Source organism: Pseudomonas sp. VA159-2 (assembly GCF_024126635.1).
Lineage (GTDB): Bacteria > Pseudomonadota > Gammaproteobacteria > Pseudomonadales > Pseudomonadaceae > Aquipseudomonas > Aquipseudomonas muyukensis.
Genome location: NZ_JAMYBV010000003.1, coordinates 1 through 14,040, shown reverse-complemented (window position 1 = coordinate 14,040; position 14,040 = coordinate 1). Strand labels below are relative to the sequence as shown.

The following is a 14,040-nucleotide window of genomic DNA, read 5'->3' as shown; positions in this document are numbered from 1 at the left end:
GAGATCCGTGAAAAAGGATTCCCTCAAAGGCTGGTTCAAGAGCGGCGCCCCAGGCGTCTGGATCAGCGGTGGCGCGGTCGCCATGGCGGTGATCATGACCGTCGGCCTGCTGGCCGTGATCGCCGTGCGCGGCCTGGGCCACTTCTGGCCGGCCGACCTGATCCAGGCTACCTACAAGGTGCCGGGCCAGGCCGACCATGTGATCATCGGTGAAGTGGTCCAGAAAGAAGAAGTCCCCCGTGAACGGCTCAAGGGCGCCGGTTTGCCGGTGCCCGACCAGGGCCCGGAGTTCATGACCCGCGAGCTGGTCAAGGTCGGCAACCGCGACCTCAACGGCAGCGACTTCACCTGGCTGGTCGGCGACTGGCTGGTGGACCCGCAAAAGCCGGCCGACCTGATCGCCCTGGAGCGCCGCGAGTGGGGCAACTTCTACGGCTACCTGGTCAGCGTCAAGGAAGAAGGCCGCGTGGTCGCCCAGGGCCCCGAGGCCTGGAACGAGCTGCAGGCCCGTCTCAAGCGCGCCAGCGAGCTCAACGACCAGCTGGTGAAGCTGGAGAAGAAGGACATCGGCGCCATCAACCATGGCCTCGAACGCCTGCGCCTGCACAGCCGCAAGCTGGAGCTGGACGGCAAGCTGGATGCCGCCGCCCAGGCCGACATGGACGCTGAACGCGCCGAGCTGAACAACCGCTACAAGGCCATCGAAGAGCGCCTGACCGGCCTGCACCAGGCCTTCGCCCGCGACAGCCTGGTGGCCCGCGACGGCAATGGCCGCGAAGTGGAGATCAACCTGAGCAAGGTGGTCCACGCGATCCAGCCGAACGCCATGTCCGGCCTGACCAAGATGGGCGCCTATTTCAGCAAGGTGTGGGAGTTCCTCAGCGACGACCCGCGTGAGGCCAACACCGAAGGCGGGATCTTCCCGGCCATCTTCGGCACCGTGATGATGACCCTGATCATGGCCGTGATCGTTACCCCGTTCGGCGTGCTGGCCGCAGTGTACCTGCGCGAATACGCCAAGCAGGGCCCGGTGACCCGGCTGATCCGCATCGCGGTGAACAACCTGGCCGGCGTACCGGCGATCGTCTACGGCGTGTTCGGCCTGGGCTTCTTCGTCTACGTGCTGGGCGGCTCGATCGACCGGCTGTTTTTCCCCGAGTCGCTGCCGGCGCCGACCCTGGGTACCCCCGGCCTGCTGTGGGCCTCGCTGACCCTGGCGCTGCTGGCGGTGCCGGTGGTGATCGTGGCCACCGAGGAAGGCCTGGCGCGTATCCCGCGTACCGTGCGCGAGGGCTCGCTGGCCCTGGGCGCGACCAAGGCCGAGACTCTGTGGAAGATCGTCCTGCCGATGGCCAGTCCGGCCATGATGACCGGCATGATCCTCGCCGTGGCCCGTGCTGCCGGCGAAGTGGCGCCGTTGATGCTGGTGGGCGTGGTCAAGCTGGCGCCGTCGTTGCCGCTGGATGGCAACTACCCGTACCTGCACCTGGACCAGAAGATCATGCACCTGGGCTTCCACATCTACGACGTCGGCTTCCAGAGCCCCAACGTCGAGGCCGCGCGGCCGCTGGTGTACGCCACCGCGCTGCTGCTGGTGCTGGTGATCGCCACCCTCAACCTCTCGGCGGTGTGGATCCGTAACCACCTGCGCGAGAAGTACAAGGCCCTGGACCACTGATCCTGATTGCAAGCGTGCCGCCCGAACAACGGGCGGCCCTTTGAAACGAATTGATAGCGTATGGAGTTGACCATGCAGCATGAATCCCACGCCCACGGCATCGACATGTCGGCCCTGGGCCGCGACAAGCAGAGCCTGCGCCTGGCCGAAGAGACCGTGGCCATCGAAGTCCCCGGCCTGTCCCTGTTCTACGGCGACAAGCAAGCGCTGTTCGACGTCAGCATGAACATCCCCAAGCAGCGCGTGACCGCCTTCATCGGCCCGTCCGGCTGCGGCAAGTCGACGCTGCTGCGCACCTTCAACCGCATGAACGACCTGGTCGATGGCTGCCGCGTCGAAGGTGCCATCAACCTGTACGGCAACAACATCTACCGCAAGGGCGAGGATGTGGCCGAGCTGCGCCGCCGCGTGGGCATGGTGTTCCAGAAGCCCAACCCGTTCCCCAAGACCATCTACGAGAACGTGGTCTACGGCCTGCGCATCCAGGGCATCAACAAGAAGCGCGTGCTCGACGAGGCCGTGGAATGGGCGCTCAAGGGCGCCGCGCTGTGGGATGAAGTGAAGGATCGCCTGCACGACTCGGCCCTGGGCCTGTCCGGCGGACAGCAGCAGCGCCTGGTGATCGCCCGGACCATCGCCGTGGAGCCGGAAGTGCTGCTGCTCGACGAACCGTGCTCGGCGCTGGACCCGATCTCGACGCTGAAGGTCGAAGAACTGATCTACGAATTGAAATCCAAGTACACCATCGTCATCGTGACCCACAACATGCAACAGGCGGCCCGCGTTTCGGACTACACCGCGTTCATGTACATGGGCAAACTGGTCGAATTCGGTGATACCGACACCCTGTTCACCAACCCGGCGAAGAAGCAGACCGAAGACTACATCACCGGTCGCTACGGCTAAGACCGGCAAGGTAGGAACGCCAGGGAACGACACGAACGACTTGAAGCCTGCAGCTGCTTCGCGGAGCGAAACGATGATCAACAAAGAAAGCCTTACCCACCACATCTCCCAGCAGTTCAATGCCGAGCTCGAAGAGGTGCGCAGCCACCTCCTGGCCATGGGCGGCCTGGTCGAGAAACAGGTGAACGACGCGGTCACCGCGCTGATCGAGGCCGACTCGGGCCTGGCCCAGCAGGTGCGCGAGGTCGACGAACAGATCAACCAGATGGAGCGCAACATCGACGAGGAATGCGTGCGCATCCTCGCTCGTCGCCAGCCGGCGGCCTCCGACCTGCGCCTGATCATCAGCATCTCCAAGTCGGTGATCGACCTCGAGCGCATCGGCGACGAGTCGACCAAGATCGCCCGCCGCGCCATCCAGCTGTGCGAGGAAGGCGAGTCGCCACGCGGCTACGTCGAGGTGCGCCACATCGGCGACCAGGTGCGCAACATGGTCCGCGATGCCCTGGACGCCTTCGCCCGCTTCGACGCCGACCTGGCGCTGTCGGTGGCCCAGTACGACAAGACCATCGACCGCGAGTACAAGACCGCGCTGCGCGAACTGGTCACCTACATGATGGAAGATCCGCGCTCGATCTCCCGCGTGTTGAGCGTGATCTGGGCCCTGCGTTCGCTGGAGCGCATCGGCGACCACGCGCGCAACATCTCGGAACTGGTGATCTACCTGGTGCGCGGCACCGACGTGCGCCACATGGGCCTCAAGCGCATGAAGGCCGAGGTGCAGGGCGCAGCGTTCGATGACGGCGAAATCGCTAATGTTCCGGCTGAACCGGACGATAAATAAGGTTGCTCCCGAGCATGAACGCCCGGCACTCGCCGGGCGTTTTCGTTTGCGGTCGAGCACCAGCAGGCACCCGCGAACCGTGTGAGAAGTCCCGGCGTGACCAGTGGTTTGGCAAATGGCCATCAGTCGGCGGTATGCTAGTCGGGATTCAAGAGGAGTATCGATGAGTAAAGTCAATGTACTGGTTGTGGATGACGCGCCGTTCATCCGCGATCTGGTGAGGAAGTGCCTGCGAAATGCCTTCCCGGGCATGGTGATCGAGGATGCGGTCAACGGCCGCAAGGCCATGGCCATGCTGAGCAAGGAACGTTTCGACCTGGTCCTGTGCGACTGGGAAATGCCGGAGATGTCCGGCCTCGAACTGCTGACCTGGTGCCGCCAGCAGGAAGAGATGAAGACCATGCAGTTCATCATGGTGACCAGCCGTGGTGACAAGGAAAACGTGATCCAGGCTATCCAGGCCGGTGTTTCCGATTTCGTCGGCAAGCCGTTCACCAACGAGCAGCTGTTGACCAAGGTGAAGAAGTCGCTGACCAAGATCGGCAAGCTCGACAGCCTGATGGCCAGCGCGCCGGCGCGGGTCAACTCGGCGTTTGCCAACGACTCGCTGAGCGCCCTGACCGGCGGTCGCCCGGAAGCGGCCAAGGTCGCCGCGCCGGCCGTGGCAGCAGCGCCGGCGGCCAAGCCGCTGATCAACGCGCCGACGCCCAAGAGCGCCGCCGCTTCGGCGCAGAGCGGCCGTGGCCAAGGCCAGTTGCGCCTGGCCAGTGGCACCCAGCCGTGCGTGATCAAGGCCCTGAGCCTCAAGGAGGCGCTGCTGGTGGTGCGTCGCAGCGCCAACCTGCCACAGGTGCTCGAAGGTGCGGTGCTGGATCTGGAGCAGGGCGAGAACGCCGAGACCGCGCGGCTGAACGGCTACCTGCACGCCATCGCGGCGCTGGAGCCCAAGCCTGAGAGCGACTGGCTGCAACTGACCTTCAAGTTCGTCGACCAGGATGCGCAGAAGCTCGACTACCTGTCGCGGCTGATCGCCCGGGGCACCGCGCAGAAGCACTTCACCCCAGGCGCCTGATATCGGTTTGCTGCCCTGACCCCGTAGGAGCCGGCTTGCCGGCGAACACCGGCGCAGCCGGTGCCAGGCACCGCGACGCTTGCTTGGCCAGCAAGGCGGGCTCCTACTGGTCACCCGACCAACTGTCATATCCCTCTCAAATCCGGCTGCTAGGCTTCGACAGAACACAACTGTCAAAAAGCCACCATCATGCCGCCCGTCCGCCTGCTGCTGTTCTGTGCCTTGCTCACGGCCTCGGCGTCGAGCCTGGGCATGACCATCTACAAGACCACCGATACCTTTGGCGTGGTCTCCTATTCCGACCGCCCCAGCCCGGGTGCCAGGGCTTTCGTGTTCCGCGAGCCGATGGTCGAGCGCCTTGACGGCCAGGTGCGGCTGAAGACCGAAGTCCTGGCCAGTGGCGTGCGCTTTGTCGCACGCAACGAGCTGTTCGTGGCAATGGAAGTGGAGCTGCGGGTCGAGCGCCTGGCCAATGCCCAGGGCGGTAATGCGCCTCGCATCGTCCGGCGCCTGGTGCCGCCGCGCTCGACCCAGGTGCTCAGCGTGGTGCAGGCCCGCCAGGGCGGGCGGCTCAGGTACGCCACCCAGTTCCGCTACGCCATGGGCGATCCGGGCCAGCGCCCGCAGGGCTACCGCTACCCGTTTCCGTGGAAGGGCGGGCCGTTCCGCCTGAGCCAGGGGCCCAATGGCCGTTTCAGCCATTTCGGGCCCAAGGGCCGCTACGCCATGGACATCGCCATGCCCGAAGGCACGCCGATCATTGCCGCCCGCGGCGGGGTGGTGGTGAAGATCGAGAACAACCAGAGCGGGCGTGGCACCAACCCGTCGGGCAATTTCGTCAGGATCCTGCACCCAGACGGCACCATGGGCGTGTACCTGCACCTGATGCGCGGTTCGGTGGTGGTGGGCGAGGGGCAGCGCGTGGCCCAGGGGCAGGCGTTGGCCAAGTCGGGCAATACCGGCAACAGCAGTGGGCCGCACCTGCATTTCGTGGTGCAGCGCAACGTGGGTTTGGCACTGGAGTCGATACCGTATCAGTTCGACCGACCGCTTGGCGGGTTGCCGGACTTTACCGCCGGCAACCCCTAAGCACGCTGTCGCTGTGGAAGCGCTAGCCGGAGCAAGCGCTACGCCAGCCTGAAGAAGGGACTCAATCCAGCTTGAGCACCTTGGCCAGCACGATCTTCGGCCCTTTCATCTTCTTGATGATGATGCGCAGGCCTTCGACCTCCAGCACTTCCTCTTCCTCGGGCACCCGCTTGAGGGTCTCGTAGACCAGCCCGGCCAGGGTTTCCGCCTCGATATGGTCCAGGTCCACGCCCAGCAGGCGCTCGACCTTGAACAGCGGGGTGTCGCCACGCACCAGCAGCTTGCCCGGCTGGTAGGCGAGGATGCCGCGCTCGGTCTTGCGGTGCTCGTCCTGGATATCGCCGACCAGCACTTCCAGCACGTCTTCCATGGTCAGGTAGCCGATCACCTTGCCGTCGGCTTCCTCGACCAGCACGAAGTGCGCGCCGCCCTTGCGGAACTGCTCCAGCAGCTGGGACAGCGGCATGTGCCGGGAAACGCGCTCCAGCGGGCGCGCGAGGTCTTCGAGGTCGATGGTCTCGGGCAGGTGATCCAGCTCGGCCAACTCCAGCAGCAGGTCCTTGATGTGCAGCAGGCCGGTGAATTCCTCGCGCTCGGCATCGTACACCGGGTAGCGGCTGAACTTGTGCCGGCGCAGCAGCGCGAGGATCTCCTTGAGCGGCGCGCGGGCATCGATGCTGACCATGTCCTCGCGCGAGTTGGCCCAGTCGACCACCTCCAGCTCGCCCATCTCCACCGCCGAGGCCAGCACGCGCATGCCCTGGTCGCTCGGGTCCTGGCCGCGGCTGGAGTGCAGGATCAGCTTGAGCTCCTCGCGGCTGTAGTGGTGCTCGTGGTGCGGGCCCGGCTCGCCTTGCCCGGCGATGCGCAGGATGGTGTTGGCGCTGGCGTTGAGCAGGTAGATGGCCGGGTACATCGCCCAGTAGAACAGGTACAGCGGCACGGCGGTCCACAGCGACAGCAGCTCGGGCTTGCGGATTGCCCACGACTTGGGCGCCAGTTCGCCGACCACGATATGCAGGTAGGAGATCACGAAGAAGGCGACGAAGAACGAGATCGCCTTGATCAGCTCTGGGGTGTCGACGCCGACATAGGCCAGCAGCGGCTCGAGCAGGTGGGCGAACGCCGGCTCGCCGACCCAGCCCAGGCCTAGCGAGGCCAGGGTGATACCCAGCTGGCAGGCCGAGAGATAGGCGTCGAGTTGGTTGTGCACCTTGCGCAGGATGCTGCCGCGCCAGCCATGCAGCTCGGCGATGGACTCGACGCGGGTGGCGCGCAGCTTGACCATGGCGAACTCGGCGGCGACGAAGAAGCCGTTGAGCAGCACCAGGAACAAGGCGAAGAGAATCATGCCGAAATCGGCGAACAACGAGGTGAGGCTGATACCAGGGGAAGGGTCCATGATGGAGTTTTTACGGGGTCCGTCTTTGAGAATGGAAGAAAAAAAGTGCCAGCGATGGCTGGCACAGGGGATCCAATGTAGCGGTTGGAGGCGCAAAAGCAAAGGGGAGGCGTCCTGTCGCGGGGCAAGCCCGCCAACGTTCATTCCCGATTCGTGACCAATTGCGCCGGCGCGAAGTGGCAGGTGAAGGTGCTGCCATGCCCCGGCACGCTGCTGATTTCCAGGCGGCCACGGTGGCGCATCAGCACGTGCTTGACGATCGCCAGGCCAAGCCCGGTGCCGCCGGTGTTGGAAGCGCGGCTGGAGTCGACGCGGTAGAAGCGCTCGGTCAGGCGGGGCAGGTGCTTGGCGTCGATGCCCACCCCGGAGTCCTGCACGCTCAGGTGCGCGCCCTGTTCGTCGGCCCACCAGCGGATGCGGATATTGCCTTGGTCCTGGGTGTACTTGACGGCGTTGAACACCAGGTTGGAGAAGGCGCTGCGCAGCTCCGACTCACTGCCTTTGAGGCGAATGCCGGGGGTCGCTTCCAGGGTGATGCGCTGGTTGCGCGGGCCGGACAGCGCCTGGGCGTCGTTCTTGATGGCGCCGAGCAAGCTATCGACCAGCACCGGCTGGTTGTCCGACGGGTAGTCGGTGGCTTCGAGCTTGGCCAGTAGCAGCAGGTCGTTGAGCAGCGTCTGCATGCGCGCGCCTTGCTGGTTCATTTGCTGCAGGGCGCGGCTCCAGCGTGGGTTCACCTCCTCGACATTGTCCAGCAGGGTCTCCAGGTAACCGGTGATCACCGTCAGCGGCGTGCGCAGCTCGTGGGAGACGTTGGCGACGAAGTCCTTGCGCATCTGCTCGAGCTGGTGGATGCGGGTGACATCGCGCACCAGCATCAGGTGTTCGTTGTTGCCATAGCGGGTGAGGTGCAGTTGCACGCGCAGGCGATCGTTGATCGGCGAGGGGATTTCCAGCGGTTCGGCGTAGTTCTGCGACTCGAAGTACTCCTTGAACCGGGGGTGGCGGACCAGGTTGGTCACCGGTTGGCCACCGTCCTGCGGGGTCTTGAAGCCCAGCAGGGTCTCGGCGGCGCGGTTCCACCATTCGAGGTTGCCGTCGCTGTCGAGCATGATCACCGCGTCGCGCAGCGCGGCGGTGGACTCCTGGACCCGGTCGATCACCGCCTGCAGGCGGCCGCGCACGCGTTGGTCGCGGCGTTGCAGGTGGTAGATGCTGTCGAACACTTCGCCCCACAAGCCGTAGCCGTCGGGTGGTGCTTCGTCGGGTTGGTGGTTGCGCAGCCAATCGTGCAGGCGCAGCAGTTGCTTGAGCGTCCAGGCCAGGTAGAGCGCCAGGCCGATGGCCAGGCACCAGCCGTAATAGCCGCTGACCAGGCCGCCGATCAGGCAGGCGGTGATCAGCAGCAACATGTGGCGAATCAGGGTCGCGTGCCAGTTCTGGTTCAATTGACAGTCCTTGTACAGCGGGCGCCAGGGGCTTCGCTCAGCTTTTGGTCGAGAAGCGATAGCCGGTGCCGCGGACGGTTTGTACCAGATTTTCGTAGGCTTCACCCAGTGCCTTGCGCAGGCGCCGGATGTGCACGTCGACAGTGCGCTCCTCGACGTAGACGTTGCCGCCCCAGACCTGGTCGAGCAGCTGGCCGCGGGTGTAGGCACGCTCCTGGTGGGTCATGAAGAACTGCAACAGGCGGTATTCGGTGGGGCCCATCTCGGCGGGCTTGCCGTCGATGGTCACCCGGTGGCTGATCGGGTCGAGCAGCAGGCCGCCCACCTCGATGGGGGCCTCGCTGTCGCTCGGGCCGGTGCGGCGCAGCACGGCCTTCAGGCGCGCGACCAGTTCGCGGGGCGAGAACGGCTTGGTGATGTAGTCGTCGGCGCCGACTTCCAGGCCCTGGATCTTGTTGTCCTCTTCGCCCTTGGCGGTGAGCATGATGATCGGGATGTCGCCGGTCAGCTCGTCGCGCTTGAGGCGTCGGGCCAGTTCGATGCCCGAGGTGCCCGGCAGCATCCAGTCGAGCAGGATCAGGTCCGGCTTGCGGTCGACGATGATGGCGTGGGCCTGCTGCGAGTTCTCCGCCTCGAGGCAGTCATAGCCGGCCATTTCCAATGCAACGGCGATCATCTCGCGGATAGGCGCTTCGTCGTCGACGATCAGAATGTTTCTGCCAACCATGCTCAATTACCTCTCCCAGGAACGATGTCTTGGCCCGCATTAGATAACGGAATTATTGCAGCTGTGTGACAGCTCATGGGCGGTTCTGGCGACATGGCGTGACTGGACTAGGCTTCTAGGGGCCGCCAAGGCGGCGGGCAACACTTCTTCCACCCCCGAAACGATGGTGATTCCAATGACACGACATACGCTGAGCTGGATGGCCCTTTGCGCTGCGCTGGCAGTGCCGGGGGTGGCGTCGGCTCATCACGCCATGGAGAAGGACGGCATGTGGGTCGATCACGACGGCATGACCCTGTACACCTTCGACAAGGATGCTGGCGGCAAGTCCGTGTGCAGCGGCGAATGTGCCAAGAATTGGCCGCCGCTGATGGTCAAGAAGGACGACGAGGCGCCGAAGGACAAGTGGAGCCACGTCACCCGCGACGATGGATCGATGCAGTGGGCCTACGATGGCAAGCCGTTGTATACCTTCGTCAAGGACAAGAAGGCCGGGGATACCACCGGCGATGGCATGAAGGACGTCTGGCACGTGGCCAAGCCCTGAGCCAGTGATGCCCTGTTCGCCGGCAAGCCGGCTCCTGCAACATCAGCTTGTAGGAGCCGGCTTGCCGGCGAACGAGGCCGGTGGCGTCAGCGCACGGCGTAATCCAGTACCACCCCGATGAAGATCAGCATCCCCGCCCAATGGTTGTGCAGGAACGCCTTGAAGCAGGCGTCGCGGTCCAGCTTGCGCGTCGACCAGTACTCCCAGGCAAAGCACACGGCCGCTGCCAGCAGCCCCAGGTGGAACCAGCCGCCCAGCTCGAAACGGTTGCCGGCCAGCAACAGGCAGCCCAGCGACAGCAGCTGCAGGGTCAGGATGATCACCCGGTCGGCCTCGCCGAACAGGATCGCGGTGGATTTCACCCCGATCTTCAGGTCGTCGTCACGGTCGACCATGGCGTAATAGGTGTCGTAGCCCACCGTCCACAGCAGGTTGGCCAGGTACAGCAGCCAGGCACTGGCCGGCAGCTCGCCGCCAGCAGCGGTGAAGGCCATGGGGATGCCCCAGGAGTAGGCCGCGCCCAGCACCACCTGTGGGTAGTAGGTGTAGCGCTTCATGAACGGGTAGCAGAACGCCAGGGCCACCGCGCCGAACGACAGCCACACCGTGGCGGCGTTGGTGCACAGCACCAGCAGGAAGCTCACCGCCACCAGCACCGCGAACAACGCCAGGGCCTCGCGCGGCTTGACCCGGCCGCTGGCCAGTGGCCGGTCGGCGGTGCGCTTGACGTGGCCATCGACCTTGCGGTCGGCGAAATCGTTGATGCAGCAGCCCGCGGCGCGCATCAGCACCACGCCGAGGGCGAAGATCAGCACGTTCTTCAGGCTCGGCGCGCCGTTGCCGGCGATCCACACCGCGACCAGGGTCGGCCACAGCAGCAAGTAGATACCGATGGGGCGGTCCATGCGGCTGAGCTGGATGAAGTCCCAGGCCCTGGGGTGCAGGCGATTGAGCGACTTGAGCAGGTTCAGGTACATCAGTGGTTCGCCTCCTGGGCCGCAGCCCACAGGGTCGGCAGGAAGATCTCGGCCACCAGCAGGTCGAGGCCGGCGCGCTCGAAACGTGAGCGCCGGCCCCACAGCCCGGCCTGGGCGGCCTCGGCGGGGAGCCAGGCCTGTGGATAACGGCAGGCTTCGATGGGATGGCGGACGAACGCCTGATCGCAGAACAGCAGCTCACCGAGCGAGCGGCTGCCCAGGGTTTCCAGGTCGAGGCCACCGCGCTCCAGGACGCAGCGCCCGGCCACGCTGCGGGCGAACACCCACGGCTGGCCATGGCCACGCAGGTACACCTCGCGCACCCAGCCTTGTGCGCCGGGCGCCAGGCCCAGGGCCGCGCATTCGTCGTCGCGCAGCGCCTGCCAGCCCTCGAACAGGGGCGTGACGCTGAAGTGGTCGTGGGAGAGGCGGGTCAGGCGGCGGGTCAGGGAGCCTTCGTCGAACAGCCAGTCCAAAGTCGGCTGGTCGAGCGTATTCGCCAGCTGTGGATACGGCAGCCACGCGACAGCGGCTGCTTGCGGGGTTTCGTACGGCACGTCGGTATGCTTGATACAGGCCAGAGAGGCGGCGAGCTTAGCATGTTTGCCCTTGTGGCTTGCATCCTGCCAGCAGGGCCAGTAAAAAAGCCCACCAAAGATTGCGCGATGGTCTTGCAGCGGGTTGTCCCGCGCCCACCATCAGCGGCAACGCACTCCCGAGCCTGACCAAGGAACAGCATCGAATGAAAAAGTGGCAATGCATTGTCTGTGGCCTGATCTACGACGAAGCCCAAGGCTGGCCGGATGACGGCATCGCCCCCGGCACCCGCTGGGAAGATGTGCCGGAAGATTGGCTGTGCCCCGACTGCGGCGTGGGCAAGAGCGACTTCGAAATGATCGCCATCGGCTGATCGAACCCTCAAGTTCTGAATAAGGAATGCACGACATGACGTCTCCTGTGGTGATCATTGGCACCGGCTTGGCCGGCTACAACCTGGCGCGCGAGTTTCGCAAGCTCGACGGCGACACGCCTTTGTTGCTGATCACCGCCGATGACGGTCGCTCGTATTCCAAACCCATGCTTTCCACCGGCTTCGCCAAGCACAAGGACGCCGACGGCCTGTGCATGGCCGAGCCTGGCGCCATGGCCGAGCAACTCAAGGCCGAGATCCGCACCCACACCCGCATCAGCGGCATCGATCCGGGCCACAAGCGCCTGTGGATCGGCGAGGAGGCGGTCGAGTACCGCGACCTGGTGCTGGCCTGGGGCGCGCAGACCGTGCAGGTGCCGGTCGAAGGCGATGCGGGCGAGCTGATCTTCCCAATCAACGACCTGGAGGACTACGCACGCTTTCGCGCCGCCGCCGCGGGCAAGCAGCGTGTACTGATCCTCGGTGCCGGCCTGATCGGTTGCGAATTCGCCAATGACCTCAGCCTGGGCGGCCTGCAGTGCGAGGTCGTCGCCCCCTGTGAACAGGTGATGCCGACCCTGCTGCACCCGGCGGCGGCGGCGGCCGTGCAGGCAGGCCTGGAAGGGCTGGGCGTGCGTTTTCACCTCGGTCCGGTGCTGACCCGCCTGCTACGTGCAGGGGAGGCGCTCGAGGCGCACCTGTCCGATGGCAGCGTGCTCCCCTGCGACTTGGTGGTGTCGGCCATCGGCTTGCGTCCACGCACCGACCTGGCGGCGGCGGCGGGCTTGCAGGTCAACCGTGGCGTGGTGGTCGACCGCCAGCTGCGCACCTCCCACGCCAATATCTTCGCCCTGGGCGACTGCGCCGAGGTCGACGGCATCAACCTGCTGTACGTGATGCCCTTGATGACCTGCGCCCGCGCCCTGGCCCAGACCCTGGCGGGCAATCCGACCACGGTCAGCTACGGGCCGATGCCGGTCACGGTGAAGACCCCGGCTTGTCCCTTGGTGGTCTCGCCACCGCCTGCCGGCCATGAGGGTACCTGGGTGGTCGAAGGGAGCGGCGCCGACCTCAAAGTGCTCTGCCACGGCGCGGATGGGCAGTTGCTGGGCTATGCCCTGACCGGCGGCGCGGTCATGGAAAAACTGGCTTTGAATCGGCAGTTACCCGCCCTCATGGCGTAAATAGCGGGCGTTCTGTCGGAATTATCCTGTTCTTGCCGCGACAATGGCCGCCCAGATACTGGCGCGGCCCTGGCCGGCGTGCCATCCTCACTGACGTCTACCGCAGGCTAGAGCCTGCGGTGCCTTGAGCGCTGCTCGATTCGGCAGCACGGCATAACAACAAGAAATCCCGTCAAAGAGGCTTCACTATGCGTAAACCAGAACTCGCCGCCGTCATCGCCGAAAAGGCCGATCTGACCAAGGAAAAGGCCAATATTGTCCTCAACGCGATTCTCGACAGCATCACCGGCGCGCTCGACAAGGACACCGTCACCCTGGTTGGTTTCGGCACCTTCGAAAAACGCCACCGTGGCGCCCGCACCGGCAAGAACCCGCAGACCGGCGAGCCGGTGAAGATCAAGGCCAGCAACACCGTCGCCTTCAAGCCGGGCAAGAACCTGCGTGACAGCGTCAACGCACCGGCCAAGCCTGTCAAGAAAAAGTGATCGACAAGCGATCGAGACGGGCGCCTTAAGGCGCCCGTTGCGTTTCTGGTAAGCAAATGCGGCGAACTTGCATAAACAGGGCGAGAAACGGATAAACTGCGCGACTCAGTCACTTTTCATTCGAGGCGTGTTGATGAAGTTTCGCTTTCTTCTCTGGGCCATGGGCTTGCTGATGGCCAAGGCCAGCCGCAACAACCCGGCGTTCCAGCAGCAGTTGCAGGACAAGGACCTGGTGTTCCAGATGCAGACCCTCGACGGCAAGGTGGCCCGGCACTTCATCGTCAAGGACTTGCGCATCACCAGCCAGGGTGGCCTGCACCCGCAGCCGGCTTTCGCCATCGCCTTCAAGGACGCCGCTTACGGGTTCGCCACGCTGCAGGCCGGTAACAAGCAGCTGGCGTTCATGCAGGGGATCCAGGACAAGAGCATCCAGATCAAAGGCAATCCGGCGCTGGTGATCTGGTTCCAGGGCTTGATGAAGTACCTGAAGCCGAAGAAGAAAGCCTGAAATTTCAGGTGCAGGGCTTCTCTGCAGGAGCGGCCTTGTGCAGCGAATAGGCCGCTTCTACGGGGATATGACCACTCCAATTCAAGATTGCCGGGGGGTCGCTTTGCGACCCTTTCGCGACACAAGGCCGCTCCTACAGGAGGGCGCGGTCGCCTGTAGGCGCGGCCTTGTGCAGCGAATGGGGCGCTTCTACGGGGATATGACCACTCCAATTCAAGATTGCCGGGGGGTCGCTTTGCGACCCTTTCGCGACACAAGGCCGC

At 64.8% G+C, this 14,040-nt stretch carries 15 protein-coding genes; 10 read left to right on the top strand and 5 right to left on the bottom strand.

The genetic code is table 11. The annotated features are described in order from the left end of the window. The first annotated feature begins 7 nt into the window (after positions 1 to 7). The 5 genes from pstA to NJG22_RS03660 all read left to right on the top strand — a co-directional run bounded on the left by pstA (position 8) and on the right by NJG22_RS03660 (position 5,589). Positions 8 to 1,678, top strand: a complete 1,671-nt coding sequence (gene pstA / locus NJG22_RS03680) for a phosphate ABC transporter permease PstA (RefSeq protein WP_253092659.1) — start codon at positions 8 to 10, stop codon at positions 1,676 to 1,678. Between the two features lie 72 nt (positions 1,679 to 1,750). Beyond that, positions 1,751 to 2,584 (top strand): phosphate ABC transporter ATP-binding protein PstB, encoded by an 834-nt coding sequence (pstB, locus tag NJG22_RS03675; RefSeq protein ID WP_011536433.1) that lies wholly within the window; start codon positions 1,751 to 1,753, stop codon positions 2,582 to 2,584. A 73-nt stretch (positions 2,585 to 2,657) separates the two neighbouring features. Further along, positions 2,658 to 3,428 (top strand): phosphate signaling complex protein PhoU, encoded by a 771-nt coding sequence (phoU, locus tag NJG22_RS03670; RefSeq protein WP_253092657.1) that lies wholly within the window; start codon positions 2,658 to 2,660, stop codon positions 3,426 to 3,428. Between the two features lie 163 nt (positions 3,429 to 3,591). Next, a complete protein-coding gene (locus NJG22_RS03665) occupies positions 3,592 to 4,500 on the top strand; it encodes a response regulator (RefSeq protein ID WP_134689169.1) in 909 nt (302 codons plus the stop codon). A gap of 189 nt (positions 4,501 to 4,689) precedes the next feature. Further along, positions 4,690 to 5,589 carry a M23 family metallopeptidase gene (locus NJG22_RS03660; protein ID WP_253092655.1) on the top strand — a complete coding sequence of 300 codons (900 nt, stop codon included), beginning with the start codon at positions 4,690 to 4,692 and terminating at the stop codon, positions 5,587 to 5,589. Between the two features lie 61 nt (positions 5,590 to 5,650). Here NJG22_RS03660 and NJG22_RS03655 read toward each other — a convergent pair whose 3' ends face one another. The 3 genes from NJG22_RS03655 to phoB all read right to left on the bottom strand — a co-directional run bounded on the left by NJG22_RS03655 (position 5,651) and on the right by phoB (position 9,166). Continuing rightward, positions 5,651 to 6,991 carry a hemolysin family protein gene (locus NJG22_RS03655; protein ID WP_217851694.1) on the bottom strand — a complete coding sequence of 447 codons (1,341 nt, stop codon included), beginning with the start codon at positions 6,989 to 6,991 and terminating at the stop codon, positions 5,651 to 5,653. A 140-nt stretch (positions 6,992 to 7,131) separates the two neighbouring features. Next, complete coding sequence (gene phoR, locus NJG22_RS03650) at positions 7,132 to 8,403, bottom strand: phosphate regulon sensor histidine kinase PhoR (RefSeq protein ID WP_253093083.1); 1,272 nt, start codon at positions 8,401 to 8,403, stop codon at positions 7,132 to 7,134. Between the two features lie 73 nt (positions 8,404 to 8,476). Next, entirely contained in the window at positions 8,477 to 9,166 is a 690-nt protein-coding gene (gene phoB / locus NJG22_RS03645) for a phosphate regulon transcriptional regulator PhoB (RefSeq protein WP_003253341.1), read from the bottom strand. 175 nt (positions 9,167 to 9,341) lie between these two features. On the opposite strand from phoB, the gene NJG22_RS03640 reads away from it, so the two are divergent. After that, positions 9,342 to 9,713, top strand: a complete 372-nt coding sequence (locus NJG22_RS03640) for a hypothetical protein (RefSeq protein WP_253092653.1) — start codon at positions 9,342 to 9,344, stop codon at positions 9,711 to 9,713. A gap of 86 nt (positions 9,714 to 9,799) precedes the next feature. Here NJG22_RS03640 and ubiA read toward each other — a convergent pair whose 3' ends face one another. Both ubiA and NJG22_RS03630 read right to left on the bottom strand, forming a co-directional pair. Beyond that, complete coding sequence (gene ubiA, locus NJG22_RS03635) at positions 9,800 to 10,690, bottom strand: 4-hydroxybenzoate octaprenyltransferase (protein WP_253092651.1); 891 nt, start codon at positions 10,688 to 10,690, stop codon at positions 9,800 to 9,802. Then, positions 10,690 to 11,247 carry a chorismate lyase gene (locus tag NJG22_RS03630; RefSeq protein WP_253092649.1) on the bottom strand — a complete coding sequence of 186 codons (558 nt, stop codon included), beginning with the start codon at positions 11,245 to 11,247 and terminating at the stop codon, positions 10,690 to 10,692. Before NJG22_RS03630 ends, ubiA begins: the two co-directional genes overlap by 1 nt. Before the next feature lie 185 nt (positions 11,248 to 11,432). Between NJG22_RS03630 and NJG22_RS03625 the strand changes: the two genes are divergently transcribed. The 4 genes from NJG22_RS03625 to NJG22_RS03610 all read left to right on the top strand — a co-directional run bounded on the left by NJG22_RS03625 (position 11,433) and on the right by NJG22_RS03610 (position 13,777). Then, positions 11,433 to 11,600, top strand: a complete 168-nt coding sequence (locus NJG22_RS03625; RefSeq protein ID WP_028689962.1) for a rubredoxin — start codon at positions 11,433 to 11,435, stop codon at positions 11,598 to 11,600. 35 nt (positions 11,601 to 11,635) lie between these two features. Then, a complete protein-coding gene (locus NJG22_RS03620) occupies positions 11,636 to 12,784 on the top strand; it encodes an FAD-dependent oxidoreductase (RefSeq protein WP_253092647.1) in 1,149 nt (382 codons plus the stop codon). 188 nt (positions 12,785 to 12,972) lie between these two features. Then, the gene (locus NJG22_RS03615; RefSeq protein WP_253092645.1) at positions 12,973 to 13,269 is read left to right on the top strand and encodes an HU family DNA-binding protein; all 297 of its coding nucleotides are present in this window, start codon (positions 12,973 to 12,975) and stop codon (positions 13,267 to 13,269) included. A gap of 133 nt (positions 13,270 to 13,402) precedes the next feature. Further along, complete coding sequence (locus NJG22_RS03610; protein WP_253092643.1) at positions 13,403 to 13,777, top strand: helicase; 375 nt, start codon at positions 13,403 to 13,405, stop codon at positions 13,775 to 13,777. Positions 13,778 to 14,040: the final 263 nt, after the last annotated feature.

Coding starts and splice junctions, on each gene's coding strand:
- pstB (WP_011536433.1), top strand. CDS start 1,751: ATGCAGCATGAATCCCACGCCCACGGCATCGACATGTCGGCCCTGGGC.
- phoU (WP_253092657.1), top strand. CDS start 2,658: ATGATCAACAAAGAAAGCCTTACCCACCACATCTCCCAGCAGTTCAAT.
- NJG22_RS03665 (WP_134689169.1), top strand. CDS start 3,592: ATGAGTAAAGTCAATGTACTGGTTGTGGATGACGCGCCGTTCATCCGC.
- NJG22_RS03660 (WP_253092655.1), top strand. CDS start 4,690: ATGCCGCCCGTCCGCCTGCTGCTGTTCTGTGCCTTGCTCACGGCCTCG.
- NJG22_RS03655 (WP_217851694.1), bottom strand. CDS start 6,991: ATGGACCCTTCCCCTGGTATCAGCCTCACCTCGTTGTTCGCCGATTTC.
- phoR (WP_253093083.1), bottom strand. CDS start 8,403: ATGTTGCTGCTGATCACCGCCTGCCTGATCGGCGGCCTGGTCAGCGGC.
- phoB (WP_003253341.1), bottom strand. CDS start 9,166: ATGGTTGGCAGAAACATTCTGATCGTCGACGACGAAGCGCCTATCCGC.
- NJG22_RS03640 (WP_253092653.1), top strand. CDS start 9,342: ATGACACGACATACGCTGAGCTGGATGGCCCTTTGCGCTGCGCTGGCA.
- ubiA (WP_253092651.1), bottom strand. CDS start 10,690: ATGTACCTGAACCTGCTCAAGTCGCTCAATCGCCTGCACCCCAGGGCC.
- NJG22_RS03625 (WP_028689962.1), top strand. CDS start 11,433: ATGAAAAAGTGGCAATGCATTGTCTGTGGCCTGATCTACGACGAAGCC.
- NJG22_RS03620 (WP_253092647.1), top strand. CDS start 11,636: ATGACGTCTCCTGTGGTGATCATTGGCACCGGCTTGGCCGGCTACAAC.
- NJG22_RS03615 (WP_253092645.1), top strand. CDS start 12,973: ATGCGTAAACCAGAACTCGCCGCCGTCATCGCCGAAAAGGCCGATCTG.
- NJG22_RS03610 (WP_253092643.1), top strand. CDS start 13,403: ATGAAGTTTCGCTTTCTTCTCTGGGCCATGGGCTTGCTGATGGCCAAG.